Annotated in this window: 26 protein-coding genes; 11 read left to right on the top strand and 15 right to left on the bottom strand. The window is 62.9% G+C overall.

What is annotated here, in order from left to right:
* Window positions 1-79: 79 nt before the first annotated feature.
* A complete protein-coding gene (locus tag QA649_RS22160) occupies window positions 80-457 on the bottom strand; it encodes a DUF2946 domain-containing protein (RefSeq protein ID WP_283019059.1) in 378 nt (125 codons plus the stop codon).
* 483 nt (window positions 458-940) lie between these two features.
* Between QA649_RS22160 and QA649_RS22155 the strand changes: the two genes are divergently transcribed.
* The 4 genes from QA649_RS22155 to QA649_RS22140 all read left to right on the top strand — a co-directional run bounded on the left by QA649_RS22155 (window position 941) and on the right by QA649_RS22140 (window position 5,071).
* Complete coding sequence (locus tag QA649_RS22155; RefSeq protein WP_283019058.1) at window positions 941-1,345, top strand: globin; 405 nt, start codon at window positions 941-943, stop codon at window positions 1,343-1,345.
* 142 nt (window positions 1,346-1,487) lie between these two features.
* Complete coding sequence (locus QA649_RS22150) at window positions 1,488-2,510, top strand: sugar ABC transporter substrate-binding protein (RefSeq protein ID WP_260423853.1); 1,023 nt, start codon at window positions 1,488-1,490, stop codon at window positions 2,508-2,510.
* Window positions 2,511-2,531: 21 nt separating this feature from the next.
* Window positions 2,532-4,034 (top strand): sugar ABC transporter ATP-binding protein, encoded by a 1,503-nt coding sequence (locus QA649_RS22145; protein ID WP_283019057.1) that lies wholly within the window; start codon window positions 2,532-2,534, stop codon window positions 4,032-4,034.
* 11 nt (window positions 4,035-4,045) lie between these two features.
* A complete protein-coding gene (locus tag QA649_RS22140; RefSeq protein ID WP_283019056.1) occupies window positions 4,046-5,071 on the top strand; it encodes an ABC transporter permease in 1,026 nt (341 codons plus the stop codon).
* A gap of 370 nt (window positions 5,072-5,441) precedes the next feature.
* On the opposite strand, the gene QA649_RS22135 is transcribed toward QA649_RS22140, so the two are convergent.
* Entirely contained in the window at window positions 5,442-6,365 is a 924-nt protein-coding gene (locus QA649_RS22135) for a LysR family transcriptional regulator (protein WP_283019055.1), read from the bottom strand.
* Window positions 6,366-6,482: 117 nt separating this feature from the next.
* On the opposite strand from QA649_RS22135, the gene QA649_RS22130 reads away from it, so the two are divergent.
* The 6 genes from QA649_RS22130 to QA649_RS22105 all read left to right on the top strand — a co-directional run bounded on the left by QA649_RS22130 (window position 6,483) and on the right by QA649_RS22105 (window position 10,779).
* Complete coding sequence (locus QA649_RS22130) at window positions 6,483-7,298, top strand: SDR family oxidoreductase (protein WP_283019054.1); 816 nt, start codon at window positions 6,483-6,485, stop codon at window positions 7,296-7,298.
* A gap of 119 nt (window positions 7,299-7,417) precedes the next feature.
* A complete protein-coding gene (locus tag QA649_RS22125) occupies window positions 7,418-7,969 on the top strand; it encodes a DUF417 family protein (protein ID WP_283019053.1) in 552 nt (183 codons plus the stop codon).
* A 14-nt stretch (window positions 7,970-7,983) separates the two neighbouring features.
* Window positions 7,984-8,436 carry a cupin domain-containing protein gene (locus QA649_RS22120; RefSeq protein WP_283019052.1) on the top strand — a complete coding sequence of 151 codons (453 nt, stop codon included), beginning with the start codon at window positions 7,984-7,986 and terminating at the stop codon, window positions 8,434-8,436.
* Complete coding sequence (locus QA649_RS22115) at window positions 8,433-8,888, top strand: carboxymuconolactone decarboxylase family protein (RefSeq protein WP_283019051.1); 456 nt, start codon at window positions 8,433-8,435, stop codon at window positions 8,886-8,888. Before QA649_RS22120 ends, QA649_RS22115 begins: the two co-directional genes overlap by 4 nt.
* 252 nt (window positions 8,889-9,140) lie before the next feature.
* Window positions 9,141-9,860: a hypothetical protein gene (locus QA649_RS22110; protein ID WP_283019050.1), complete on the top strand. Its 720-nt coding sequence runs from the start codon at window positions 9,141-9,143 to the stop codon at window positions 9,858-9,860.
* 547 nt (window positions 9,861-10,407) lie between these two features.
* Window positions 10,408-10,779: a hypothetical protein gene (locus QA649_RS22105; RefSeq protein WP_283019049.1), complete on the top strand. Its 372-nt coding sequence runs from the start codon at window positions 10,408-10,410 to the stop codon at window positions 10,777-10,779.
* 86 nt (window positions 10,780-10,865) lie between these two features.
* Here the strand turns inward: QA649_RS22105 and QA649_RS22100 are convergent, their stop codons facing one another.
* The 9 genes from QA649_RS22100 to QA649_RS22060 form a co-directional block, all read right to left on the bottom strand.
* Window positions 10,866-11,588 (bottom strand): hypothetical protein, encoded by a 723-nt coding sequence (locus QA649_RS22100; protein ID WP_283019048.1) that lies wholly within the window; start codon window positions 11,586-11,588, stop codon window positions 10,866-10,868.
* A 130-nt stretch (window positions 11,589-11,718) separates the two neighbouring features.
* Entirely contained in the window at window positions 11,719-12,093 is a 375-nt protein-coding gene (locus QA649_RS22095; protein WP_283019047.1) for a hypothetical protein, read from the bottom strand.
* Window positions 12,094-12,108: 15 nt separating this feature from the next.
* On the bottom strand, window positions 12,109-13,698 hold the full coding sequence (locus QA649_RS22090) for a CHAT domain-containing protein (protein ID WP_283019046.1): 1,590 nt from the start codon (window positions 13,696-13,698) through the stop codon (window positions 12,109-12,111).
* Window position 13,699: 1 nt separating this feature from the next.
* Window positions 13,700-14,944 (bottom strand): ankyrin repeat domain-containing protein, encoded by a 1,245-nt coding sequence (locus QA649_RS22085; protein ID WP_283019045.1) that lies wholly within the window; start codon window positions 14,942-14,944, stop codon window positions 13,700-13,702.
* A 610-nt stretch (window positions 14,945-15,554) separates the two neighbouring features.
* Window positions 15,555-16,601, bottom strand: a complete 1,047-nt coding sequence (locus QA649_RS22080) for an oligopeptide/dipeptide ABC transporter ATP-binding protein (protein WP_283019044.1) — start codon at window positions 16,599-16,601, stop codon at window positions 15,555-15,557.
* Window positions 16,594-17,574 (bottom strand): ABC transporter ATP-binding protein, encoded by a 981-nt coding sequence (locus tag QA649_RS22075; protein WP_283019043.1) that lies wholly within the window; start codon window positions 17,572-17,574, stop codon window positions 16,594-16,596. Before QA649_RS22075 ends, QA649_RS22080 begins: the two co-directional genes overlap by 8 nt.
* Window positions 17,571-18,392: an ABC transporter permease gene (locus tag QA649_RS22070; RefSeq protein ID WP_018642354.1), complete on the bottom strand. Its 822-nt coding sequence runs from the start codon at window positions 18,390-18,392 to the stop codon at window positions 17,571-17,573. The genes QA649_RS22075 and QA649_RS22070 overlap by 4 nt, the downstream gene beginning before the upstream one ends.
* The gene (locus tag QA649_RS22065) at window positions 18,389-19,312 is read right to left on the bottom strand and encodes an ABC transporter permease (protein WP_283019042.1); all 924 of its coding nucleotides are present in this window, start codon (window positions 19,310-19,312) and stop codon (window positions 18,389-18,391) included. The genes QA649_RS22070 and QA649_RS22065 overlap by 4 nt, the downstream gene beginning before the upstream one ends.
* Before the next feature lie 55 nt (window positions 19,313-19,367).
* A complete protein-coding gene (locus QA649_RS22060; RefSeq protein WP_283019041.1) occupies window positions 19,368-20,957 on the bottom strand; it encodes an ABC transporter substrate-binding protein in 1,590 nt (529 codons plus the stop codon).
* 217 nt (window positions 20,958-21,174) lie between these two features.
* On the opposite strand from QA649_RS22060, the gene QA649_RS22055 reads away from it, so the two are divergent.
* Entirely contained in the window at window positions 21,175-22,134 is a 960-nt protein-coding gene (locus QA649_RS22055; protein ID WP_283019040.1) for a hypothetical protein, read from the top strand.
* A 144-nt stretch (window positions 22,135-22,278) separates the two neighbouring features.
* Here the strand turns inward: QA649_RS22055 and mtnK are convergent, their stop codons facing one another.
* The 4 genes from mtnK to mce form a co-directional block, all read right to left on the bottom strand.
* Window positions 22,279-23,568, bottom strand: a complete 1,290-nt coding sequence (gene mtnK, locus QA649_RS22050) for an S-methyl-5-thioribose kinase (RefSeq protein WP_283019039.1) — start codon at window positions 23,566-23,568, stop codon at window positions 22,279-22,281.
* A gap of 33 nt (window positions 23,569-23,601) precedes the next feature.
* Window positions 23,602-23,949 (bottom strand): hypothetical protein, encoded by a 348-nt coding sequence (locus tag QA649_RS22045; protein ID WP_283019038.1) that lies wholly within the window; start codon window positions 23,947-23,949, stop codon window positions 23,602-23,604.
* Between the two features lie 137 nt (window positions 23,950-24,086).
* A complete protein-coding gene (locus tag QA649_RS22040; protein ID WP_080136915.1) occupies window positions 24,087-24,362 on the bottom strand; it encodes a DUF1467 family protein in 276 nt (91 codons plus the stop codon).
* Between the two features lie 9 nt (window positions 24,363-24,371).
* On the bottom strand, window positions 24,372-24,776 hold the full coding sequence (mce, locus tag QA649_RS22035) for a methylmalonyl-CoA epimerase (protein ID WP_283019037.1): 405 nt from the start codon (window positions 24,774-24,776) through the stop codon (window positions 24,372-24,374).
* Window positions 24,777-24,809: the final 33 nt, after the last annotated feature.

Here is a 24,809-nt window from a genome sequence, read left to right as displayed (position 1 = left end):
ATTCCTGACGCCGGCCTTCTTCCCGGCTGTTTGACAGCATCAATCGCCGGCGGACGGACCGCGGCGACCACGAGGGTCGTCAGGAAAACTGAGGAGGCGCGCGCGCCTGGGCGTTTGAGCCCTTATGGACGGAAGCGGTGGAAGCCTCCGCCGTGTGCCACACCACGCGGTCGGCATGGCGGAAAGGAATGGCGAAAGCCGGCTGCGGCGGCGAATCCAGCGATGCGTTTGCCTGCGCAAGACAGCAGAGGGCACAGGCGCCGGCATGCGCCGTCGGCGCGCCGGGCCGGTCGTTCAGGCCGCCAGCCTGGTCGCTCGCGCTATGGCAGATGACGGCGGCGGACAGCGGATCGGCAACGGCCTGGCCTGCCGCCAGACAGGCGGCAATCGGCGCCAGCACCTGCATCACCAAAGCGAGCAGGACCAGGGGTAAGAATTTTTGCAGCCGTGCGCGCATCCACCGAACCATTCGTTCGTGCGCTAACTAAACACCGGGCCGGCACCCGAGTCGAGGCCAGTTCCGCCGCCCGCTTGGCCCAGCGCAAATTTCGCTAAAACTGTGATCGGAGCCCCCTCCCGCGGGAGGGGGTCCGGCATTTGAGGCAGCCAAACCACCCCTGCCCATCCACAGATTTCTTATATTTGTCATATGTTTAGATGGCTGAAAGCCCGATCATTTCGTCAGCTGCTCTTATTTTGAACAATCGTTGCCGAAAATGATGACAAGTGAGAAAAGTTGATCTAGCATCCTCTTGCTCAGGTGCTGACCGCGAGGTCGTGGCCTGGTGGTCCAAGTCTCGGGAGGAGCCCCTGGCGCGCAAAATGCAGCGTCGCCCCGTCAATCAAGATTAAATCTTAAGATCGGGGATAATAGGGTCGACACAATTTTTGAGCGGGGCCAGGGCCCCGCTCTTTTTTTGCCCGCATGGCTGAAAAGCCGATGAATGCTTCTCCCAATTTGATCGAACAGAGTTTTGAGATCGCGGCACAGCGCTGCGCTGATCTCACGCCGCTCGTCTACCAGAGGATGTTCGAAGCACATCCGGAAACGCGAACGATGTTCCGGACGCAAGGCAGCGAGCTCGTGAAGGGATCGATGCTGGCGCTGACGATCGAGGCGATTCTCGACTTCGCGGGCGAGCGCCGCGGGCATTTCCGGCTGATCGCCTGCGAGGTCGCATCGCACGATGCCTATGGCACGTCGCGCGAGCTGTTCATCGCGTTCTTCGCCATCATCAGGGATACACTGCGCGACCTGCTCGGCGATGAATGGACGCCGGACATGGCGCTGGCCTGGGACGCATTGCTCGTCGAGATCGACACATACGCCGGCATTCCAGCCTGACGCTTTGCGCTGCACCAACGCGCGGGCAGCGGCGACGCTGCGGCTGATTGCAGATTGAGTGCCAACAACTCTTGTGAGAGACTTTCGGACATCGGTCGCGCAGGCAATGACGCGCCGACGACAAAAGATATGGGAGCGAGCGATGTCCGGGACGAAAGATTTCTCGACGACGAGGCGCGATCTTCTTCAGGCGGCAGCGACCGCCGGCGCCGGGGCTGCCCTGTTCGGCAGCATGGGCATAAATCCAGCGCTGGCCGCCGAAGTCGGGCGCAGCGAGAAGCCGTTGAAGGCGGCATTCTCCAATGCCGGCCTTCAGGCCACCTGGTGCGCGCAAGGCAAGCAGGCGGCGGAATTCTGGGGCAAGCTGTTCAACGTCGAGGTCACCTGGTTCGACGGCCAGCTCGATGCGGTGAAGCAGCGCGCGGCGATCGACAACATGGCCTCGCAGAAATGGGACTTCGTCGCGATCCAGGCGTTCGGCATCGGCACCCTCACCCAGCCGGTGCAGAAGATGATCGACGCCGGCACGCCCGTGATCGACATGGATACGCTGATCGCGCCGCTCGACCAGATCAACGTCCACTCCTTCCTCGCCCCCGACAACGAGTTCATGGGCGCTTCGGTGACGCAGGCGCTGTGCAACGCCATGGGCGGCAAGGGCAAGATCATCATGACGCAAGGCGCGCTCGGACATACAGGGGCGCAAGGAAGAGCCAAGGGCTTCAATTCGGTCGTCAAGCAATTCCCCAATATCGAGGTGCTCGACACCCAGCCGGCCGACTGGGACGTGTCGAAGACCGCCCGTCTCTGGGAAACGTACCTGACGAAATATCCGCAGATCGACGCCGCCTTCTTCCACAATGACGACATGGCGCTCGCGGCGGCCAACATCATGAAGGCGCGCGGCCGCACCAACATCCTGATCGGCGGCGTCGACGCCATGCCGCCGGCGATCCAGGCGGTGAGCGAAGGCCGCATGTTCGCGACCGTCCGCAATCCGTCCTGCCGCATCCATGGCGGCGCGATCATCGCGGGCGTCTCCGCCGTGGTCGGCGGCGAGAAGAGCGGACAGGGAATCCCCAAGAACGTCGTCACCGACGGCCCCGTTGTGACCAAGGCAAATGCCGCCGGGATGCAGTGGATGCAGGATCACTTCCTGATCTGAGCTTCCAAGATCTGAGCTTCCATGTCAGCGGGTCGTTCGCCCATCCTGGAACTGCAGGGCATCACGAAGAGCTTCGGCGGCGTCGAAGCGCTTCGTGGTGTCGACTTTGCGCTGTACCCCGGCGAGATCCATGGTCTCGTCGGCGAGAACGGTGCGGGAAAAAGCACGCTGATGAAGATCATCGCCGGCGTGCACACCGAGTTCTCCGGCCGTTTCCTGATCGACGGCAAGGAGACGCATTTCCGCTCGGCCCGCGATGCGCACGCGGCCGGCATCGCCATGGTGCATCAGGAGCTCTCTGTCGCCCCCGACCTCACGGTCGCCGAGAACGTCTTCCTCGGCAACCAGCCGACCAACGCCCTTGGCCTCGTGCAATGGCGGCGGATGGCGCGCGAGGCCGGCGATCAGCTCGCCCGCTTCGGCATCGACGTCGATCCGATGACGAGGCTCGGCGACCTCCCGATCGGGCTGCAGCAGCTGATCGAGATCGCGCGCGTGCTGTTCTCCGGCGCACGCATCGTCATCCTGGACGAGCCGACCTCCGCCCTCTCCCCGCCCGAGGTCGAGCGCCTGTTCGCAACGCTCCGGCGGCTGCGCGAGGAAGGCACTGCAATCGTCTTCATCTCGCATTTCATCGAGGACATCCTGCTCGTGTCCGACACGGTGACCGTGTTCCGCAACGGACGGAAGGTCGCGGAGACCGCGAGCGCGGCGACCAGCAAGGGCGCGCTGATCGAGGCCATGATCGGCCGCGGCGGCGAAGCGCTCGAGCACAGCTACACCGATGATCTGATGTTGCCGCAGCCGAGCGACAGCACGGTGGTCCTGAAGGCCGATCAGCTTTCGCTGGCGCGCAGCCTGAAGGACGTCTCCTTCGAGGCGCGCGCCGGCGAGGTGCTCGGCATCTACGGCTTCATGGGCTGCGGCCAGCAGGAGCTGTCGCGCATCCTGTTCGGCAAGCTGAAGCCGGACGGCGGCACGCTGGTGGTCGAAGGTAAGCCAAAGACCTTCGTCAGCACGGCAGCGGCCCGGCGCGCGGGCGTGGCGCTGGTGCCGGAGAGCCGGCGCGACATGCTGTTTCATCAGGAGCCGGTCTACAAGAACATCTCGATCAGCATTCTGGACCGCATCTCGTCCCTGCTGCTCAAGCCGGCCCAGGAGCGCGACATCGCGAGGCGCCAGGTCGAGCAGCTGCAGATCCGGCCGCCGGTGGTCGGCCTCGATCTCGGCATGCTCTCCGGTGGCAACCAGCAGAAGGTCGCGCTGGCAAAATGGCTGACCTACCCGCCAAAGCTGCTGGTGTTGTGCGAGCCGACCCGCGGCATGGATGTCGGCGCCAAGAACGACGTCATCAACATCGTCCGTGACCTCCGCGCAAAAGGGCTCGCGATCATCGTGCTGTCGACCGAGCCGGAAACGGTGCTGTCGCTGGCCGACCGCATCCTGGTGCTCAAGCGCGGCGCATTGGTGCGGGAATTCTCGAACGAGCCGGTCAGCAAGGACCGCCTGCTGGAAGCGGCGTGACGGAGAAGCACATGAGCAGCGAGACGGCCTTTGCGGAAGCCCATCGGGCGCGAGGGCTCGCGCCCTTCCTGCGCTCGCAGATGCGCAACATCGCGCCGTTCCTGACGCTGATCTTTCTCTCTGCCTTCTTCGCCTTCGCCAGCCCCTCCTTCGCGACGCTGGACAATCTCGGCAACATCCTGACGCAGGTGTCGGTGACGGGCATCATCGCCGTCGGTCTCACCTTCGTGATCCTCTGCGCCGAGATCGACCTCTCGATCGCCAGCATCGCCAACGTCACCGGCATCGCGGTCGCCTACTTCACGCTGCAGGAGTCCTACGTCAACATCGCCAACATCCCCCTGCCCGGCGCGGTTGCGATCATCCTGTCGATCCTGCTCTGCGCCCTGCTGGGGCTCGTCAATGCGCTGGGCCTGACCGTGATCGGCATCCCCTCCTTCATCATGACGCTGGCGATGATGCAGATCGCCGCCGGCATCTCGGCCCTCCTGGTGCGCGGCCAGATCGCCTACAAGGTGCCGAGCCTGATCACGACGCTCGGCTCGGGCTCGATCGGCGGCATTCCCTGGATCGTCATCGTCGCCGCCATCATGCTGCTCGGCGGGCACCTCGTGCTGACCTACACGCGCTTCGGCCGCTACGTCTACATGGTCGGGGGCAATCGCGAGGCGGCCGAATATTCCGGCCTCAACGTCAAGCTGATCTTGGGTGCCGTGATGGTGATCTCGGCGGTCTGCTCCGGCATCGGCGGCATGCTCGGCGTCGCCCATTTCGGCAGCGCGCAGCAGAACGAGTTCGACACCTACCTGCTCGACTCCATCGCCGCCGTCGTCGTCGGCGGCACCAGCCTGTTCGGCGGCCGCGGCGGCATCGGCAATACCATCGTCGGGCTGTTCGTGCTGGGCGTGCTCAACAACGGCCTCGACCACGTCAACATCGACAGCTTCCTGAAGATCCTGATCCGCGGCCTGATCCTGCTTGCCGCGCTGATCATCAATGTCTACGCGCAGCGACTGAGAGAGAAAGCGGCGGAGTAGACGGCCGCCAAAACAAAAAGTGCGAAAACAACCCCATGCACAGTAGAAACTGTGAGGGAGTTCAGCCGCTTGCCAAGCCTGCATGTGCGTGGGCGCGACCGTATCCACATTTTGACTCGTCGGGCAAAACAGGAGCATGATGTCATCGTGGCGGTGAGCGCGTCGCCGGCAGCGTTCCCACAAATGTTTTCGAGTTCACCCCCGTCATCCTGAGGCGCGTAGCGTGCGACGCAAACGCATCGCGTGCGGAGCCTCGAAGGATGAACGGCCGCGATGCAGCCGGGCCGTCGCCCTTCGAGGGCCGCTGAAGAAGCGGCCACCTCAGGTGACGGGGATAGGGCGTCGCCCGTTGCACTAGGGCGCGGACTCATTAGCGCGTAACCAAATTCGGATTGAGGCGCACGGCGAGGCGCTCCTTGAGACGTGGCACCGCGAAGTCGAGAAACGCGCGCAATTTGGCCGGCATGAACCGATTTGGCGAGTACACAAAGTTGACGGGTTGCGGTGGCGGCTGAAAGTCCTGCAGAAGCGGAACCAGTTGCCCTGAATTAATCGCGTCGGCGAGGAGATAGGAGAAGGCCTCGGTGATCCCGAGGTCCGCTCGCGCAGCGTCGCAGGCCGACTCGAGATTGCTCGCAACGAAGCGTGACCGAACCGGAACCACATATTGGGTCTGATCTCGCGTGAATCTCCATGTCGATGGCGACTGCATCGGCGGATAGCTGATGCAGTCATGCGTCGCGAGGTCTTCAGGCGATTTGGGCATTCCGCGCGACTCCAGATATACCGCGCTGGCGCAAACCACACGGTGGATTTCCCCCACCCGCACCGCGATCATGCTGCTGTCGGCGAGACGGCCAATGCGAAGCGCGACGTCAATGTGCTCTTCCAGGAGATTGACCATACGGTCCTGCAGATTGAGGTGAACGTCCACTTCCGGGAACGTTACCAGGAACTCCGACAGAATCGGCTGCAGACATAAGCGCCCGAGCGCAACGAGTGTCGAAACACTCAGTTCTCCCCTTGGCGTCGTGTACTCGCCGGAAACCGCGCGCTCGGTTTCCGAGACATCGGCAAGGATTCGCTTTGCCGCGGCAATGTAGGAGAGCCCTGCTTCTGTCGGGACGAATGCGCGTGTCGACCGGTTGAATAGCTTGGTGCGCAAATGCGCTTCCAGCTCCGAGACTTTGCGGCTCACGGTGGCCAGCGGCATTTTCTGATGGCGGGCCGCGGCAGTCAGGCTGCCGGCTTCGGCCACGGCCAGTACAACCGACATGGCTTCGAAACGATCCATTTTGTTACTTCCATTTTTTGGAAGAATGTCTCTCGATTTTGCCAGATACCGATCAATTTCGGAAGGGCATATCCATCTCCGCGGCGCAACAAACCAGCCCAACCACGGAGACGGACTATGACCCAGGCCCAAGGCACCGCCCTTATCACCGGCGCGTCCACCGGCATCGGCGCGATTTATGCCGATCGTCTGGCGAAGCGCGGCCACGACCTCCTCCTCGTTGCACGCAACGGAGAGCGACTGACGTCGCTCGCGCGCCGGCTCACCAACGAGACCGGCCGGAAAGTGCAGACGGTCGAGGCCGATCTCACGTCGGCGGCCGACCTGCTGCGCGTTGAACGCATCCTTCGGACCAATGCCGGCATCTCGGTGCTGGTCAACAATGCCGGCGTCGGTGCCTCGGCCACGTTGCTCGCCTCCGACGTCGACAAGATGGACGACATGATCCGCCTCAACGTCACGGCACTGACGCGCCTCACCTATGCGGCCGTCCCCGGATTTGCCGCCCGCGGCAAAGGCACGATCATCAACATCGCATCGATCGTCGCGCTCGCTCCGGAAGTGCTGAATGGCGTCTATGGCGGCACGAAAGCATTCGTGCTCGCGTTCAGCCATTCGCTGGTTCATGAGCTCGCCGGCAAGGGCATCCGCGTGCAGGCAGTGCTGCCAGGCGCCACGGCCACCGAATTCTGGGACGTCGCCGGCACGCCGGTTCATCAGCTTCCGGCGCAGATCGTCATGACCGCCAGCGACATGGTCGATGCCGCGCTCGCGGGTCTCGACCTTGGCGAAACCGTCACGATCCCGTCGCTGCCGGACAAGAGCGAATGGGATCGTCATGAGGCGGCACGCCTTGCCATGTCGGGCAAGCTCTCGAGCGCCATCCCGGCGCCTCGTTACAACCTGCACAGGCGTGAAGACGTGAACGCCTAGGCCCCGCAACTGCGGCCAAGACTGTTGAAATCTTTCTCGGCATCCAGCCGGACGTGCCGAGACCGTCGAGCCATGGCTCGCGGGCAGTTCAAACGCCCGGTGCAAAAGGAGAAAGTATCATGAAGTCGGAAATTGCCATCTCGCACATCGTCTCACAGGGACCGACACCGGTTCTGGCACTGCGCACGACATCGGAGTGGCGCGTTCATGCCGAACGCCTGCTCACCTACGCTGAACCGCTCAGCCGCGTCGGGCTCTATGTGTCGCTGGCGATCATCTACGCCTGGTTCGGCGGGATGAAGTTCACGGCCTACGAGGCCGAAGGGTTGGTGCCGCTGGTGAAGAATAGCCCGTTGGTGAGCTGGTTCTATGCTCTGCTATCGGTCCGCGGTTTCTCCACCTTCCTCGGCTTCGTCGAGCTCAGCATCGGGCTGCTCATCGCCCTGAGATTGGCGAGCCCGATCTTTTCTGCAGCGGGTGGCCTTCTCTCGGCCGGACTGTTCTTCACGACCGTCAGCTTCATGATCTCGACGCCCGGCGTCGTCGTGCCGGAGCTCGGAGCTCCTGCGATCACGGTCGCGCCGGGTCAGTTCCTCCTGAAGGATGTCGGCCTGTTCGCTGCATCGTTCTGGATATTCGTCGACTCTCTGAAGGCCCTGGTTCGCAGGTAAAGGAGAACAGCACCATGAAAATACGATCCGTCTTCGGAGCGACTTACGCTGCGATCGTCATCGCCACTGCAACGCCCGCCGCCGCCCATGGCGTCGGCGGCGTCGGCGAAACGATCACACCGCACTTTCAGCAGATCATACCCAATATCCCTGGCAAGTCACTTAAGGCCCTGCTTGTCGACTATGCGCCGGGTGGGGCATCGGTTTCGCACATCCACGCCAAATCGGCTTTCATTTTCGGTTACGTCCTGTCGGGAGAAATCGAGTCCCAGGTCAATGACGGACCAAAGCGAGTCTATCGTGCCGGCGAAAGTTTTTACGAGACGCCAGGATCGCGCCATCCCGTCAGTCGCAATGCGAGCAAAACCAGGCCTGCAACGCTGCTCGCGGTGTTCGTCGTCGATAGCGACGAAAAAGAACTGACGACTTCAATTGAGCAGGATTCGTCCTCAAGGAGCAAAAAATGAGTCAGCGTCTCGACTACAATCAGATTGCACCGGCGGGTGTGAAAGCGCTCGGCGGGGTCTACGGCTACATCATGCAGAGCAGCCTTCCGCCTGCGTTGGTGGAACTGGTCTACCTGCGAATTTCCCAAATCAACAACTGCGCGTACTGCCTCGACTCGCACACGCGCGACCTGCTCAAAAAGGGCGTAAAGATCGAAAAGCTGGCGCTGGTGCAGGCCTGGAAGGAAGCCGGCAATCTTTTCGACGAACGCGAACGCGCCGCCCTTGCATGGGCCGAAACGGTGACGCACGTCGCAGAGACCAACGTGCCGGATGAAGCATATCAGGCCGCCCGTGAGGTGTTCGAAGAGCGCGAGCTAGTGGATCTCACGATCGCGATCAGCCTGATGAACGCTTACAACCGCATGGCGATCAGCTTCCGCAACACGCCGCAAGCTGCGATCGAGAACTAGAACCAGGCAGCCATGCGCGCAGCAAGCCAGGAGCTGGCTATAAAGTCTTCATTGCAGGCGCCACCGGTGCCTCGGTTTCCACCGGGGTGCGGCATAGCGTTACATTTGGGGGCTGCTTCTTCAAGTGACGCCGTCGGCCGCCAGTCATAACATTGAGTTGGCGAACCGTTGGTATCGGCACGCTCGCTCAAAGCGAAAGCTACTGGAAGCCCGTGCTGATCGATCCGGCTGTCCTGAAGACATGAGGTATCCATGAGCGCGTTGCTTGGCCAAGTTCTCGAAGCGCATGGCGGTTTGGAATGCTGGAAACGACGCAGCAAGGTCGAGGCCACCATCGTCACCGGTGGTGGCCTCTTTCCGCTGAAGGGCCTGATGCAGGATCGCAATCCGCGGCGCATGACTGCGTGGCTGCACGAGGAGCGGTCTTCCATCACGCCTTTCGGAGCTCCCGATCAGCGCACGATGTTCACGCCGGACCGGATCGCCATCGAGAAGCTTGACGGTGCGCTGGTCGCTGAGCGCTACGCGCCCCGGGATTCCTTTGCCGGACACCAGATGCACACGCCCTGGGATCCCCTGCACCGCGCCTACTTCAACGGCGAAGCCGTGTGGACCTATCTCACGACACCGTTCCTGCTGGCGATGGATGGGGTCCGTGTCGAAGAGGCCGAGGCCTGGCGAGAGGGGGCGGAGACCTGGCGCGTGCTGCGCGCCCACTTTCCCGGCTGGATGGAAACCCACTGCCTGGTCCAGGACTTCTTCTTCGGCGAGGACCTGATGCTGCGCCGTCATGATTACAGCGTGAACATCGCGGGAGGTTTTCCGGCCGCCCAGCTCACATCTGGCTATATCGAGGCGGATGGCATTCGTCTGCCAAGCATACGGCGCGCCTACGCCCGCGGTCCTGATCGCAGGCCCGTCACGGACATGCTCCTGGTCTCGATCGATTTCAGCGAGGTCGCCTTCCGGTAATGATCCGCCGCTCTGGAGTTCACGAGTCTCTTGCCGTTCCACGACGAGCGGCACCAATCGGCGCCCACCGAGGTTGATCTGAATCAACGTCTGTCATGAATTGCCGTGGCTCCCTGCGCAGGACGTTTGTTGATTGCAGGAGACGCCCATTACGCGGGTGCAGCGGCGGTCGGAGCCGCGGCGGTGGGGGCCGCTTACGAGGCCTATGCGCCGCGCTGCGGCTACTATCCGTACCCACCTTGTTACTGAACGAGACCTCCGTGCTGCGGAGCGTCTGACGGTGAACGGCCATGATTGACGCTCGCTTTATTGTCCTACTTGCAAGTCTCTCCATTGGCCTGGTTACGCCCGTTCCTGCGGCGAGTAATCGGGCTCGCTCACCTGACGCGAAGGTTCGGGCGCAGCCCTCACCGGGGCCGATCTCCCCAACCAAGCTTGGGTCGATTTTACGACAAGATCTCTTTGATCGCGGCAATCGTAGCAATCTCAGATCCGATTGGCCGGCTCCGCCGGCACAGCCGGGACAATTTTAGGACCGGAGAGAGAGATGAAAGTCATTCTGTTTTCACTTGCAATGCTCGGAAATCATTCGTTGATACCGGTCTCCGATCGTGTTCCCGAATTGAAGATCGAAGTGCTCTGCAAAGCGACGTCCGAAACTGACAAAGCAATGGGATTGGCGTTGGCACAGAGCGATGCGGATTGCATGCGCGACGAAAGGGCCGCGCAACAGCAACTTGGAACAATATGGACGGCGACCAGGCCGGCTGTCCGCGATTCATGCGAGGGCGAGGCCGTATCAGGCGGGGCCCAAAGCTACGTCGATCTCCTTACGTGCATCCAGATGACGGACACCGCGAATGCGCTGGCATCGACCACGCCGCTCCGAGGGGCGAGCAAGAATCGAAACAAGCAATAGCAGAAGCAAAGTCTTTGTGGGGGCGAAGGTGATCCGAAACGTGCCGTAAGAGCTGTTGTGAGAGGCGGCGCCTGACCTCTAAGGACTCATTCAGCTGTCAGCCAGCCAAGCTCGAAGAGCCGGCGGACCACATCGTTGTAGGATTGACTCTGCACGATCTGCTCCTTGGCGATGCCGACATTCGTAATGACGCCTTGGTCGATGAGCTCAGTGACAAACCAAAGAAAAGCGGCGTGCATCTTTGGCCGATCTGTTTCACTGAGAGGCATGCTCTGCACGAGTTCGTAAAGCGACTGAAGCCGCAGACGATTTGCGTCAGGCAACAAGTGGATAATGCGGTCGCGCGGGAGCGCAAAGGCAGCCTGCACATAGGACGCGACCAGAAACAGCTTTTCAAGACCGATCAGTTTGACGACGGGGAGCAATGCCGCGACTTGCTGCCGTGCCATGGGCGGCATGGCAGCAATGAACGCCTCGTGCGGTTGCCTTTGTCCCGTTAGGACGAGCTCTGCCACCGCGACCGCATCCTCCGATCCGGGCGGCGGGTCGCCGTTGTGTTGGCGGATCATGCCCATCACGCCGATGAACATGGCCTCCTCCAGATTGAAGCCCAGGAGCCCGCCACCGGTGAAGCCGGGAGATATCCCAAGGGAGCCAAGCCGAAGGGCAACCTGGTCGTCGATCTCCCGCCGGCGATTATAGGAATCGGCCTGCTGTTTTATCGCCGCGGCCTGTCCGATGATCTCCGCAGGTAATTTTTGCCACGACCACCGCGCCAAAAGGGTCGCGTGGGCCACATTGTGATGCATCCATATGTCCCAGATTTTTCCAAGGAAACCCTGGTATGGATTCTTCGGCTGGAAGAGCTTGCTGATGATTCCGAAAATGGGAGCCTCCCATCATTGAGCTGCAATGAGCGGCGGTGACCCCTTGAGCTTTTCAATCCCTGAGGGGCGCGCGCAATTCCTTGTCGATCTCCTCCGGCGTAACGCTCTCCAGCGAACGCAGCGTCCCGGCGATCTCCACCTTGATGGCCCGGATCAAGGCTCCGCCTTCCCTGACCATTTTGCGCAAGGCAACAAGAAGCGTCGTTCCGGCGCCGACCGCGCCGGTCATAGCGGTGAGCAGGACTGCGAGATGGGCGACCGCCGCGGGATCGAGATTTGCCTCCGAACGCACAGCCATGCCATCAACCGCAACACCCTTTACATCCCCGAGATTCGTGCGCGCCAACGCAGCGATCTCGTCTTCGTGTTTAGCGGCGATTTTGGGGTCCGGGTCCCCATTGATCTCGACGAATATCTGCAAACTCATTGCAACCTCCGTTCGCTATGCTTTCATGCCAAACTGCATCGCCGTGAACGGCGCCCAGTCGTAGTGTGCCCGGTGCAAGACGTTCTTGTAGAGTTCCAGCGCTGCTATTTGGACGCTAGCCGCAGCATCCGCGCCATTGACCCAGGCATCGTACGCGATGCCCGCCATTGTCTTGGCGGCGCCGACCTCGGCATTCCAGAGTGATCCGATCACCTGGCGCGCGCCGGCGGCGCGAAATGCGGCCTGGAGCCCAAACAGATCGTCCCCGGGCCAAAATTGAATCCCCATCCCGCCGACGGCTCGTTGCCCGGAGCAGCAGGCAACGAGCACGACAAGGTCGGCGGGAACGCGAGACGTGGAGATCATGTCTGCAGTCAGGCGTTCCGACCCCAGCTGCAGGAACGACTCTCCAGGGACGTCGCCCTGCGCGGACGTGCCGTGGCAAGCCAGCAGCAAGAAGGCGGCATGGTCCAGCTCACGGACGGCCAGCATCCGTGCGAATGACTTGCAGGCGCCCGGCTCCGCGAGCCGACTAGCCGGAAGTCCCCGAGCCTCGTGCCTTGCAACGATTTCTTCGGCAGCACCGTCAAATCCCCTGGTGGGCCGAGCATCGGGATAGTAGTCGATACCCACAGCAACTACGCCTCGCCCGTCGGCAACCGGTATGCGACGGTGGATGGCCCCGAGATTTGGGATCGTTGTCCATGGAAAGCGTAACCCGAGCCGCCTTTCCTCAAACCTGAGCATGCTGAAGGGAATCGCATGGAGCGACCGATGCGGAAGAATGAAGAGCTTCCGGACGCTCGCCAGTCGGGACGTCACCAGGCAGGGCAACAACACAGGGCACAGGACGTCGAGCAATTCAGCCTCTTTGGGAGTGAAGGACCAGCCTTTGACCTCGCCGTTTCGAAGATGGGCCGAGAACGATTCCAGAATGCGCAAAGCCTCCGGATCCACCGTCACCGACACCGATTGCAACGCATTTCGTTCGACGGTCGCGACCAGAAGACGGTCAGTTGCCAACCAGGTATAGACGATGGCGAGCTCACCAATGTGCAGAGCATCCTGAACCAGCTTCAAATCCAATGGCGGTTCGCTTGGTAGCGCGGGCCGCTGGTTCTCTGCTGCCTTCAGTGCACACGCCAGATGTCCAGCGGCCATCGCCGCCGAGGTCGCGCTCTCGAAGACGCGAATGCGATCCCGCATGGCGGTGGCCCGAAGAATTGGATCAGTTATTCGTTCGCGATGCTGTCGAGCCAGCTTGATCGCGCGCTGCGTCAGGTCGTAGGCGCATTCCGGCCTGGGCTCGTCGCCCTTCATCGCCGCGTCCGCCTCGATCGCGAGCGAGAGCGCCGTAACGTTGGGGGCGGACGTCTCGTCCACCAACCCGCGTGCCTGCACGGCGAAGCGTCGCGCCTTGTCGGGCTCTTCATCGAGCCAGGCATCCGCCACTTCCAGCAGGGAAGCGGCTTTGATAACGCGCTGTGTCAGCAGGGCCGCATGCGCTGCGAGCCGCTCGGCCGCCGCCAGCCTGTCGCGCCCGCGAACGCCGGAGAGGCGCTGGAGCCGAACTTCAGTCAGGAGCTGGTTGACCGCCAGGAGCACACTACTGCTTCCGCTGGGTTAGCAATTGATGCTTCTCGATGAGGCCCGCGTAGTGATCGGCCAGACTCCGGTTTCCGAGGTTGCCCGCATCGACCGGGGCATATGCATTCTTCAAGCCGCTGTACAATCGGTAGAAGAGGAGCCTGAGCTTGAGGATGTTACCGGCACGCTGCATCAATTGCGCGCCGTTTCCCGTGTCGCTCCTCATCGACGCCAGCATCTCGGCCAGGATCGTGCCGGGGGCCGGAGGCTGGTCGTAACCGGCCAGCTTCATGGTTGCATCCGCGTCGTTAAACGTCGCGATCGCCGCCCATTGATTGCCGGTTTGCAGTTGGATTTCGCCCAGCCGGATCAAACAAGACGCTTTCGAAACCGTCGAAGGAGGTGCCGAAGCGGCCGCCGCCCGCGCGCGCGAAAGCCGCTGCTCGACATTGCCGGCCGAAACGTCGACACATGCTGCCGCATTTTCGGCCGCTTCCCGGGCGTCCGCCAACAGGCCAGCTCTTTCGAAATTGGCTTGCGCCAACTTGTATCGAGGCGCAGCGCGATCTGGTAACTCCAACACGGTATCGAGGATGAACGCCGAGAGCCGGGAACATTCAGCCGCTTGCGCGAGAGGCGGCGCCGGCCATCCCGAGGCCGGAGCTGGCTGGATCGCAAGGGCCAAAAAAACCGTCTCGATCTGCTGAAGTTCCGCGATCGTCGTCTCGTCCACCCGCATCGACGACGCTCCCAGCGTTGCCACGGCAACTGGCGGCAGATTCCAGCCCATCGAAGCGAACGTGGCCTGCAGGCTCACACGCCGAAGCCTCGCATATGCATCGAAGAATGCTTTCAGTTGACCCATGGGATCTGCCCCGCCGAAGGCGTTCGGCCTTCGTCGAAGGCGTTCGACAACGGCAACATGCTCATTGATCAAAGCCGCATCCAACGCGGACCTTCCGTGCGTGTCCCGCAGATCCCGATCGGCGCCATGGTCGAGCAATATGTTCACGGCGGCGAGTTGACCCGTCATCGCGGCGGACATGAGGGCGGAGAATCCGTTATCGCCGACCGAGTTCGGATCGGCTCCCTTGGACAGCATGAGGCGAAGAACATCGACTTGGCCACGTTCAGCCAGGAGGTTGAGCAATGTCGGCCCTCCCAAATAGATGTTTGGCGGCACTCCTCTGTTCAGCCCTTCGGTGACGGCCGCCAGATCACCCCTGATGGCCGCTCCTGCCAGCACGATCTCTTCGTCTGTCATGCGTTTGCACCCCAACTTCGCCGGTAGAGCGCCCCGAACGAGCAAGATACGCTTTGCTCGTGTCGACGTTGGATCAGCTTTGTATGCGGCATCAACGGCGGGAAAGGCTGGCGTGACCAGCCGGAGCGCCACCGTTCCTTGCCTGCTATCGCTGCTGTTGCGACCTCTCAAACGTCAAAGCAGGTCGAAAATTGGCCCCGAAAGTTCGCCGAAGCCGAAAGCACTTATCGTTGGGGAAGGCGCGCGCTAGCACTTCCCTTTGCACAACCACAGGGCGACTTTAGCATGACATGCTCTGTCGTCCAAGCCGCTCTCCTGTTCTTTGCATCACGTGTTCATCAGCAAATACACGGCCGCGTAGAGACAATTTATGCGCCTCACCGTGAAAACCGTGTGAACCAATTCACTACCAACAAGCAACTTTTGGCCAACTGAAATCGAGCTCTTGAGGCTTGTCATTTCCACGACAGAACGACGTCACCCAATCGGGCGAGCGATGACTCGCCACCAACAATTGACGGAGTCCTGCTGACCTTTTCGCGCATTGCAAATTTTGAGAAGCTGGCTGACGTTGGCGATCGGCACGAACGCTCTCGCCTCCACCAGCGCTCTATCCTTGGAGGCCTCTACTCCAGACCGGAGCTAATCCCGCCTGCCCTGCAATCTCCTCACTCCGCCAGCATCGCACAGCATGCCCATCGGGCCGCGTCTCCAACACCGGCCCTGGCTCGCTCCGGCACACCGCTTCCGCGTAACGACACCGCGGGCTGAAGGCGCATCCGTTCGGCGGGTTGAGCGGATTGGGCAAGTCGCCACCTGTCGTCGCCAGCGGGGCGTGGCGCAGAGGATCGGGGATGGCGGCGATCAGGGCTTGCGTATAGGGATGCGCCGGCCGCTCGAAAATCTCGCGCCAGTCGCCGTTCTCGACGATGCGGCCGAGATACATCACGGCGACGCGGTCGCTCATGTGCTCGACCACGCCGAGGTCGTGGCTGATCATGATGTAGGACAGGCCGAGCGTGTCCTTCAGTTCCAGCAGCAGGTTGATGATCTGGGCGCGGATCGAGACGTCGAGCGCCGAGACGGGCTCGTCGCAGATGACGATCTTTGGATTGAGGATCAGGGCGCGGGCGATGCCGATGCGCTGGCGCTGGCCGCCGGAGAATTCATGCGGGTAGCGGTCGGCCTGTTCGGGGCGCAATCCCACATGTTTGAGCATGGTCGCGACGCGATCCTCGATCTCGCTTTTGGCGGCCAGCCCATGCACCCGCAGGGGATCCTCGAGCGTGCGGCGAACGGTCTGGCGTGGGTTGAGCGACGCATAGGGATCCTGAAACACGATCTGCACGGTGCGTGCCAGGGCCTTGCGATCGGCGGATTGGCTGTCCGTCGCGACCTCGCGCCCGTCCACCACGATACGGCCGCGCGTCGGCTTCAACAGCCCGAGGATCGACAAGGCGACCGTCGACTTGCCCGACCCGGACTCGCCGACGAGGCCGAGGCATTCCCCACGCTTCAGCGTGAGATCGACGCCGTCGACGGCACGGAGCAGCCGCCGCTCGCGGCCGAACAAGCCGCCTCCCAGCGGAAAATGAACCGCGAGATCCTCGACCCTGAGGATGAGATCCTCGTCCGGCTTCCGCTGCGGCTCATGCATGGTGGTAACACCTGACGAAACCGCCGGCCTCGAGGACATCCGTCTGCGGCGCGACTGTCCGACAGATCTCGGTCGCCTGGGCGCAGCGCGGATTGAACCGGCAGCCATCCGGAAAACTGGTGATCGCCGGGACCACGCCCGCGATTTCCTTCAGCCGGGTGCGGCCGAGCGCGGCGCGGCTGCCCAGCCGCGGCAGCGAGGCGACGAGGCCCTGGGTATAGGGGTGCGAGGGCGCGCGGAAGATATCGGCGGAGCCGCGCTCCTCGACAATGCGACCGGCATACATGACGGCGACGCGGCGGCAGACATTGGCGACGAGGCCGAGATCATGGCTGATCATCAGGATCGCCGTTCCGCGCTCGGCGCAGAGATTGCGCATCAGCTCGATGATCTCCGCCTGCACGGTCACGTCGAGCGCGGTGGTCGGCTCGTCGGCGATCAGGAGGTCCGGACCGCAGGCGAGCGCAATGGCGATCATGACGCGCTGGCGCATGCCGCCGGACAGCTGATGCGGATAATCGTTCACACGCCGCTCCGGCGCGGGCACGCGGACACTCGCGAGCGCCTCGACCGCGAGCTGGTTGGCTTCCCGCCAGCTCTTGCCCTTGTGCAGCACGAACATCTCGGCGATCTGCCGCCCCACCGGCGAGACCGGATTCAGCGCCGTCATCGGCTCCTGGAAGATCATGGCGATGCGGTTGCCACGCAGCTCCCGCTGGCCGGCTGCAGACAGGCGCTGGATTTCCCGCCCGTCGAACCGGATGACACCGCTGCCGATCGACAAAGGCGACCGCAACAGTCCGATCAAGGCGAGCGCCGTGATGCTCTTGCCGCAACCGGACTCGCCGACGAGGCCGAACGTCTCGCCGCGATCGATGCGGAACGAAATGCCTTCCGCTGCCGCAACGCGCCGCGATCCGTCATCGAGATCGATGCGGAGGTCTTCGACCTCGATCAGCGGGGAGCCCGTCATGTCCGCCGGCTCCGCGAGTGAGGATCGAGAATGTCGCGCAGGCCATCGCCGAGCAAATTGAGGCCGAGCACCGTCAGGAAGATGGCAAGGCCCGGAAACAGCGAGAGCCACGGCGCGGTGGTGATCTGGTCGCGGGCCTCCGAGAGCATGCTGCCCCAGCTCGGAAAGGGCGGACGGACGCCGAGACCGAGGAACGACAATGCGGCTTCGGAGAGGACCGCGCTGCCCATGCCCAGCGTACCGATGACGACGATGGGTCCCAGCATGTTCGGCAACAGCTGCGTGATCATGATGCGCAGATCGCCGTAGCCGAGCACGGTCGCCGCCTGGACATAGCCCTGGTTCCGCAGCGACAGCGCCGAGGCGCGTGCGAGGCGGCAGGTGAAGGACCAGTTGGTCAGCCCGAGTGCGATCAGCAGGCTTGTCAGGCCCGGGCCGAGCACCGCCATGATGGCGAGCGCGAAGATCAGCGAGGGGATCGCGAGCATCAGATTGGTCAGGGCGTTGACGACATCGTCCCACCAGCCGCCAAAATAGCCGGCGCTCAGCCCCAGCGCCACGCCGATGACGCTGTTGATGAGCTGGGAGACGATGCCGACCGTCAGCGACACACGTGCGCCGTAGAGGACGCGGGAATAGATGTCGCGGCCCTGCCCGTCGGTGCCGAACCACCAGGTCCAGCTCGGGGGCTCCTCCGCATTCATCAGATTGGCGTCCATGACGGGGTCGGTGTGCGCCAGCCAGGGCGCGAGCAGGCCGACGATGATCGCGAGCGCGAACAACGATCCGCCGATGACGAGATTGGCGCGGAGCTTCATGCGTATCTGATCCTGGGATCGATCACGCCGTAGAGCACGTCGATCAGCAGATTGATCGCGAGAAAGAACAGCACCACCACGAGAATGGAGCCCTGGACGGCGGGAATGTCGCGCTGCAGGACGCTGTCCACGAGCAGCGAGCCGATGCCCGGCCAGGAGAACAGTTTCTCGACGACGACCGCCTGCCCCATCAGCGCGCCGAACTGCAGGCCCATGGTCGTGAGAATGAGGACGAGCGCGTTGCGCATGACGTGCCACTTCACGACGCGGGTCTCGCTCATGCCCTTCGAGCGCGCCGTGCGGACGAAGTCGGCGGTCATGATTTCCAGCACCGCCGCGCGGGTCGTTCGGGCCAGCAGCGCCATCGGCGACACGCCGAGCGTCACGGCCGGCAGGATCAGATATTTGAGGCCACCATCGCCATAGCCGAAACTCGGCAGCCAGCCGAGCTTCAGCGCGAACAGGTACATCAAAAGCAGTCCGAGCCAGAATTTGGCCAGTGACAGGCCGGACACCGCCAGAACCATCGAGACGGTGTCGACGAGGCTGCCTGGCCTCAAAGCCGCGACGAAGCCGAGCGGCACGCCAAGCAGAACCGCAAAGGCCATGGATGCGAAGATCAGTTGCAGGGTCGGCCATGCCCGCTTGGCGATCATGGTCGTCACCGGCTCGCGCGTCCGGAACGATGCCCCGAGATCACCGGTCGCGAGCCTCGCGACATAGGCGCCGAAACGCGCATAGACGGGCTGGTCGAGGCCGAGCTGCTTCTTCATGCGCAGCTCGACCTGCGGATCGCTGTCGTCGCTCATGGTCGAGACGATGCTGCCGGGAACGACGCTGAACAGCACGAAGACCAGCAGCACCACCGCGAGCACGGTCGGAATGGTCTGCAGGAGGCGACGGATCAGAAACGCGAGCATCTCAACTTTTCCCCGCTCCCTCCCTCGCCTGTGGCACTAGGCGGGAGCGCGCGTGTCACTTCGCGGGCGAGGTCTCGTCGACCCAGAGGTCCTCGACGTTCTGGTGGGTCAGCTCCGTCGCGTTCAACTGAACTCCCTTGAGCCAGGGCTGCACCGCCATGACCGCCTTGTTGTAGTTGAAGAACCAGACCGGCGCCTCGTCATAGAGCAGCGCGTTGGCCTTCTGCAGCAGCTGGCCGCGCTTGGCGGGATCGTCCGCCTGCCCGGCCTCGTCGACCAGCTTGTCGAAATCGGCATTCTTGAAATTCATGTAGTTGCAGGCCGATTGCGGCGTTGCCGAGTGGAAGCATTTCAGCGCGGCCTGGGGATCCGGGCCGGTCGCCTGGGAATAGATGAAGGCCTGATAGTCGCCGCTGCGGACCACCTCAGCCAGCACCGCGGTCTCGACCTGCTTGACCTTGGCCTTGATGCCGACCTTGTCCAGCATCGGGATGACGGCCGTGACGATCGGCAGGCCCCAGCTTTCATTCTGGCTGGTAGTCCATTCGAATTCGAAGCCGTTGGGATAGCCCGCCTCCGTCAGCAGTTGCTTGGCCTTGGCGGGATCGTAGGCGTAAGGCTTCATGGTCTTGTCGTAGAGCGGCGAAGTCAGCGGCAGCCAGCTGGTAGCGCGATAGGCCTTGCCCTTGACCAGCTTGTTGATGATCAGGTCGGTGTCGATCGCATAGTTGATCGCCTGCCGGACGCGCTTGTCGGCGAACGGCTTGAAGGCGGTGTTCATCCCCATGTAGCGCGTGAAGACCTCGGCGACCTCGACGATGGTGCCCTTGAGGTCGGCATCGGACTGATAGGCGACATACTGCGCAGGTCCCAGCACCGAGGTGTCGACCTCCTTGTTGCGGAAGGCGACATCGCGGGCCGCGGCCTCGCCCATGACCGAGACGATGATCTTGTCGGCGTAGGGCTTGCCGGGCTTGTAGAACCGGTCAGAGCGCTCCAGGACGATGCGCGATCCCGGCACGTGCTCGACGAATTTGAACGGACCGAGACCGATCGGCTTCTGGATGAAGCTCTCCTTGGCGGCTTCGTCGGCGGGATAGATCGAGGTCAGCGCGGTGAAGAAGTAGAAGCCCGGATCGACCTTCTCGGTCAGCTTCATCTCGAGGGTGAAGTCGTCGATCTTCTTCAGGCCGGAAATCTCCTTGGCCTGGCCCTTCTCGACCGCGGCCGCGCCCTCGATCACGCGGACGAAGCGCGCGCCGGGATAGGCCTTGGTGCCGTCCATGATGCGGTTGTAGGACCAGATGACGTCGTCGGCGGTCATCTTGCGGCCATTGTGGAAATAGGCGTCGTCGCGCAGCTTGAAGGTGTAAACGAGACCTCCACCCGAGACGACGACCTCCTTGGCAAGCTCCGGAACCGGCTTGCCTTCCGCGGAATCCCAGATGTAGAGCGAGCGGTGCAGCGCCTTGGCGTAGATCTCGTCCTGGGCGCGCTGCGTGGTGTGAATGTCGAGGCTGGTGAAGCTCGAACCATAGGGCGCCGTCATCCGGATGGTTCCGCCCTTGCGCGGCGTCTGGGCCTCCACCGATCCGGCGAGCGCCAGTCCCAACCCAGCGACGATCGCCACAATCCTGAACATCATGTCCCCTCCGGCAATGCAGGCATATTCCAGTCACGGAGTTGACCACTCGCGGCACGTCGAGTGCAAGCACCTCTTTTCGTCGCGGATGCCGCAGTTCCTTGCAGTGCATCCCTCGAAACGCCCGCCCGAGGGGCAAACCATCAGGATGAGATCGTGCACTGCGGCGAAATCCCTCAACCCGGTGGGAATCGGGAGCGGAAACAACGATCTGTGGGCAGTGAACGTCCCGCGCGATCGTTGCGACCAAGATCAGGACAAGGGCCTTCCGCCCAGCGATTTCGTCGAGACGGGAATCCGAATTATGAAAAGCCGAACGCTGGGTGCCTTGCTTATCGGCGGTCTGGTCGCCGCCACGGCCGTGCTGGCAAGCCCGGTCGCGGCCAGCCTCGGCCGGACCAGCGAGGCGGACAGCATCCGCTTCAGCTGGAGTCGCACCACCGGCGTGAACGACTATCTTGACGAAACGTGGTGGGCGGTCCGGGGCCATGACACTCCGGATAATTTCGTCGAACGACTGCTCAGCATCCCCGTCGGAGCGGTCGCACGGGGCGCAGGTGCGGGTTTCCAAGCCAGAGTTTCCCAAGGCACCGGTCTGCCACTGCCAGAGAGCTGGAGCATCGCGACGGCGAAGAATTCGCCGTTCATCACCTCGGTCTACGCCGAGACCCCGCGCGATCTCGCGGCGGTGCTCGGTTTCTATCGCACCGAGCTCGGCAAGCGTGGCTGGATCGAGACGGTGCTCGAACCGGACCGCGCCGTGATCACCTTCACGACCCCCCGTGGACCGATCCTGCTCCGGCTTTCCCGTCAGGACGACAGGACGATCGCCGAACTTTCGCTGCGCAGGCCGGGTATCGCGAATGCCGGCCTCCTGCCGAGGCCGGGGCAGGCAAAACTGATGCTCGGCAACACATCGGACGCGGCGGCGGTCATCACCGTCGCCGACCAGATCATCAAGCTACCGGCGCACGCCGGCGAGAACCTGGCGGACTCCGACTCCGCCGCAGCCGAAATACCGGACAGCCAGAAGATCGATCTGCCGCCCGGCAGGTACAAGGTCACCCTCAAGGTCGACGGCGGTGCGGCAGAGAGCCGGGAGTTCGAGATCGCGGCCAACGAGACCCGGGGTCTGCTGGCCAGCAAAGACGGCGCCCTGGTGCCGATGCGGCTTTATTGAGGCGCGCGACAATCTCTCGCCTCGTCATTGCGAGGAGCCCTTGCGACGAAGCAATCCAGAGTCTTTCCGGAGAGGGACTCTGGATTGCTTCGCTGCGCTCGCAATGACGGAGTGTGGCGGCACGCTCCTTGCCACAAAGCTCTGTCAGCCGGACAGCTCCGGCATCCAGTCCCGCAGTTTTCGCGCGGCGCCTGTCACGTCGGCGATCGTCCGAAACGCCCCCGTCTCCACCATCATCGCGCGCGCCAGCCGCACGGCGCGGGCTTCGGTGGTCGCCCGCTGCCTGGGGTCCTCGATCAGCTCGAAATCGATGTTGTGGGCGAGACCGAAGATGCGGCGGATGGTCTTGGCTGCGGCGAAGCCGACCGCATCAGTGAACAGGCGCTGCATGTAGGCCTGCCGCTCGGCCTCCAGCCGCGCGGCGCCCTTCTCGCCGGGAAAGAGCGAGATCGGATAGGCGTCACCGACCGCGCCGGCGCGCCAGAGGTCGAGGAATTTGCCGGCGAACACGGTCCAGACCTTTTCGACCGCCTCCAGCACCCAGGCCTCGAACACGGCCCGTTCGCCCGGCGCGCGCTCGTGACCGGCGGAGGCGAAATAGGCCATCAGCAGATTGGCCAGCACCGCGCCGACGTCGAAACCCATCGGGCCGTAGAACGCAAATTCAGGGTCGATCACCCGCGTCTGGCTGTCCGTCACCATGATCGAGCCGGTGTGGAGGTCGCCGTGCAGCAGCGCCTCGGGGCTCGCCATGAATTTCAGCTTCAGCCGGGAGATCGCGACATGCAGCTCCAGATCGTCGCGCAAATCGGCGGCGAGGCCGTCGAGATATGGCGCGGTCCAGCGGTTCTGTTCGGCGATGCGGTAGGGATCGGTGAAGATCAGGTCTTCGGTGATCTTGCAGAGCGCGTGGTTGCCGGCGAAAGCGGCGATGCCCTCTTTCTTCTCGGCGGCCGTGCGCGCGAGGTCGGAGGTGAAGAACAGCGTCCGCGCCATGAAGGTGGTGATGTCGTCCGTGAAGCGCGGGTAGCGCGTTCCCGCAACCAGCCCCTTGCGCATGATGATGTGGGGCTCGAGCAGCTCCATCACCGTCAGCGCCAGCTTTTCGTTGTGATGCAGCAGGGCCGGCACGAGGCCGGGTGCGAGCTCGGCCTGCCGGGACAGAGCGAGATATTCGTAATGGGCCCGTGACAGCGGCAGCGGCCAGCTTTCGCCGACGAGGCGGACGTAAGGCAGCGCCTGTTTCACCGCGATGCCGCCGCTTGCGCCCTTGACGATGAAGACGAGGTTGAGATTGCCGTCGCCGACCTCGGTGATCTCCCAGGCCGCCGGATCTCCGCCGAGCAGCGCCTCGAGGTCCGGAAGGCCCGCGAGATAGTCCCGCAAGGCCGCCTCATGCAGAATCCGATAATCCCCTGCCCGGTCCCCGGTCATGACGATCCCACCCCATGAATATGGGCCGGATCGTTACTCCCGCTCCAGGAAGCTCGAGCCGATCTCGGCCTTTCTTTTGATCGGATCGTAGTCGCAATAGACGCTGTCCGCCACCAGCGTATAGCTGGCGACGACGTTGTATTTGTCCGGCTTGACCGAGTTCAGGCCGATCACCGAGGTGCTCTTGCCGCCGTTCCACTTGAAGGGCGTCGAGCTCTTGGCCTGCTCGCAGGCCATCACCGCCTCGTTGAAGACATAGCCCTCGACGAACGCCTTCAGCGTCCGGGCCTGAACGGCGATCTTCCATTCAAAATAGCCGATGGCACTGAGCCCCGCGACAATCAGCACCAGAAGCGCGACGACGATCCTCTGAAAAGTCATTTGTGCCCCCAATATACGAACTATCTCCGCCGTCATTGCGAGCGCAGCGAAGCAATCCAGAATCCCTCGGCGGTAAGACTCTGGATTGCTTCGCTGCGCTCGCAATGCTTGGTTGAAATCCTTCGTTCCTTACACCTCTAAAACGGCATGCCCATCATTTTCGACAGGCGTTCGATCGAGAGATAGCCGGCATGGTAGGCCACCATGCCGAGCCCGTAGATGACGGCCGAGATGATCGTGGTCCAGATCAGCTTGCGGCCCATCCGCGTCAGGATCGGCGCGCCGGGGTCGGTGCCGGGGGCGCCGACGCCGTCCTCGTGCTGGCTGCGCACGCCGAACGGCAGCGTCAGGAACAGCGCGATCCACCAGATGACGAAGTAGATCGCAAGCGCGGTCGAGATCTGGATGGCCATGGGGCGGCCTTATGCCTGCTCGATCTCGACGAGGGCGCCGGAAAAATCCTTGGGGTGCAGGAACAGCACCGGCTTCCCATGCGCGCCGATCTTCGGCACGCCGTCGCCGAGCACCTGCGCGCCCTCCTTCACCAGCGTGTCGCGCGAGACGATGATGTCGACGACCTCGTAGCAGACATGGTGGATACCGCCGTCGGCGTTGCGTTCGAGGAATTTTGCGATCGGCGAGGATTCTCCAAGCGGCTCGATGAACTCGATCTTGGTGTTGGGCAGTGTCGCGAACACGGTGGTGACGCCGTGCTCGGGCAGCGGCACGGCCTCGGAAATCTGGGCGCCGAATGCCGCACCGTAGATCTTTGCGGCCTTGACGGCGTCCTTGGTCGCGATCGCGACATGGTTGAGGCGACCCAGCATGTTTCTTCTCCCTCAGCGCATGATCCGGAGACC

Origin of the sequence: Bradyrhizobium sp. CB1717 (assembly GCF_029714325.1) — a bacterium.
In the GTDB taxonomy this organism is placed as follows: domain Bacteria; phylum Pseudomonadota; class Alphaproteobacteria; order Rhizobiales; family Xanthobacteraceae; genus Bradyrhizobium.
Note: the sequence above shows the minus strand (reverse complement) of the source record. Positions and strands in the feature narration are given on the sequence as shown.

Bases quoted from the DNA above. Each gene is read 5' to 3' on its own strand.
- QA649_RS22130 (WP_283019054.1), top strand. From the start codon at position 6,483: ATGACCCAGGCCCAAGGCACCGCCCTTATCACCGGCGCGTCCACCGGC.
- QA649_RS22100 (WP_283019048.1), bottom strand. From the start codon at position 11,588: ATGCATCACAATGTGGCCCACGCGACCCTTTTGGCGCGGTGGTCGTGG.
- QA649_RS22150 (WP_260423853.1), top strand. From the start codon at position 1,488: ATGTCCGGGACGAAAGATTTCTCGACGACGAGGCGCGATCTTCTTCAG.
- QA649_RS22135 (WP_283019055.1), bottom strand. From the start codon at position 6,365: ATGGATCGTTTCGAAGCCATGTCGGTTGTACTGGCCGTGGCCGAAGCC.
- QA649_RS22075 (WP_283019043.1), bottom strand. From the start codon at position 17,574: ATGACGGGCTCCCCGCTGATCGAGGTCGAAGACCTCCGCATCGATCTC.
- QA649_RS22155 (WP_283019058.1), top strand. From the start codon at position 941: ATGAATGCTTCTCCCAATTTGATCGAACAGAGTTTTGAGATCGCGGCA.
- QA649_RS22120 (WP_283019052.1), top strand. From the start codon at position 7,984: ATGAAAATACGATCCGTCTTCGGAGCGACTTACGCTGCGATCGTCATC.
- mtnK (WP_283019039.1), bottom strand. From the start codon at position 23,568: ATGACCGGGGACCGGGCAGGGGATTATCGGATTCTGCATGAGGCGGCC.
- QA649_RS22105 (WP_283019049.1), top strand. From the start codon at position 10,408: ATGAAAGTCATTCTGTTTTCACTTGCAATGCTCGGAAATCATTCGTTG.
- QA649_RS22040 (WP_080136915.1), bottom strand. From the start codon at position 24,362: ATGGCCATCCAGATCTCGACCGCGCTTGCGATCTACTTCGTCATCTGG.
- QA649_RS22160 (WP_283019059.1), bottom strand. From the start codon at position 457: ATGCGCGCACGGCTGCAAAAATTCTTACCCCTGGTCCTGCTCGCTTTG.
- QA649_RS22070 (WP_018642354.1), bottom strand. From the start codon at position 18,392: ATGAAGCTCCGCGCCAATCTCGTCATCGGCGGATCGTTGTTCGCGCTC.
- QA649_RS22145 (WP_283019057.1), top strand. From the start codon at position 2,532: ATGTCAGCGGGTCGTTCGCCCATCCTGGAACTGCAGGGCATCACGAAG.
- mce (WP_283019037.1), bottom strand. From the start codon at position 24,776: ATGCTGGGTCGCCTCAACCATGTCGCGATCGCGACCAAGGACGCCGTC.
- QA649_RS22045 (WP_283019038.1), bottom strand. From the start codon at position 23,949: ATGACTTTTCAGAGGATCGTCGTCGCGCTTCTGGTGCTGATTGTCGCG.
- QA649_RS22110 (WP_283019050.1), top strand. From the start codon at position 9,141: ATGAGCGCGTTGCTTGGCCAAGTTCTCGAAGCGCATGGCGGTTTGGAA.
- QA649_RS22065 (WP_283019042.1), bottom strand. From the start codon at position 19,312: ATGCTCGCGTTTCTGATCCGTCGCCTCCTGCAGACCATTCCGACCGTG.
- QA649_RS22115 (WP_283019051.1), top strand. From the start codon at position 8,433: ATGAGTCAGCGTCTCGACTACAATCAGATTGCACCGGCGGGTGTGAAA.
- QA649_RS22080 (WP_283019044.1), bottom strand. From the start codon at position 16,601: ATGCATGAGCCGCAGCGGAAGCCGGACGAGGATCTCATCCTCAGGGTC.
- QA649_RS22085 (WP_283019045.1), bottom strand. From the start codon at position 14,944: ATGACAGACGAAGAGATCGTGCTGGCAGGAGCGGCCATCAGGGGTGAT.
- QA649_RS22095 (WP_283019047.1), bottom strand. From the start codon at position 12,093: ATGAGTTTGCAGATATTCGTCGAGATCAATGGGGACCCGGACCCCAAA.
- QA649_RS22060 (WP_283019041.1), bottom strand. From the start codon at position 20,957: ATGATGTTCAGGATTGTGGCGATCGTCGCTGGGTTGGGACTGGCGCTC.
- QA649_RS22125 (WP_283019053.1), top strand. From the start codon at position 7,418: ATGAAGTCGGAAATTGCCATCTCGCACATCGTCTCACAGGGACCGACA.
- QA649_RS22140 (WP_283019056.1), top strand. From the start codon at position 4,046: ATGAGCAGCGAGACGGCCTTTGCGGAAGCCCATCGGGCGCGAGGGCTC.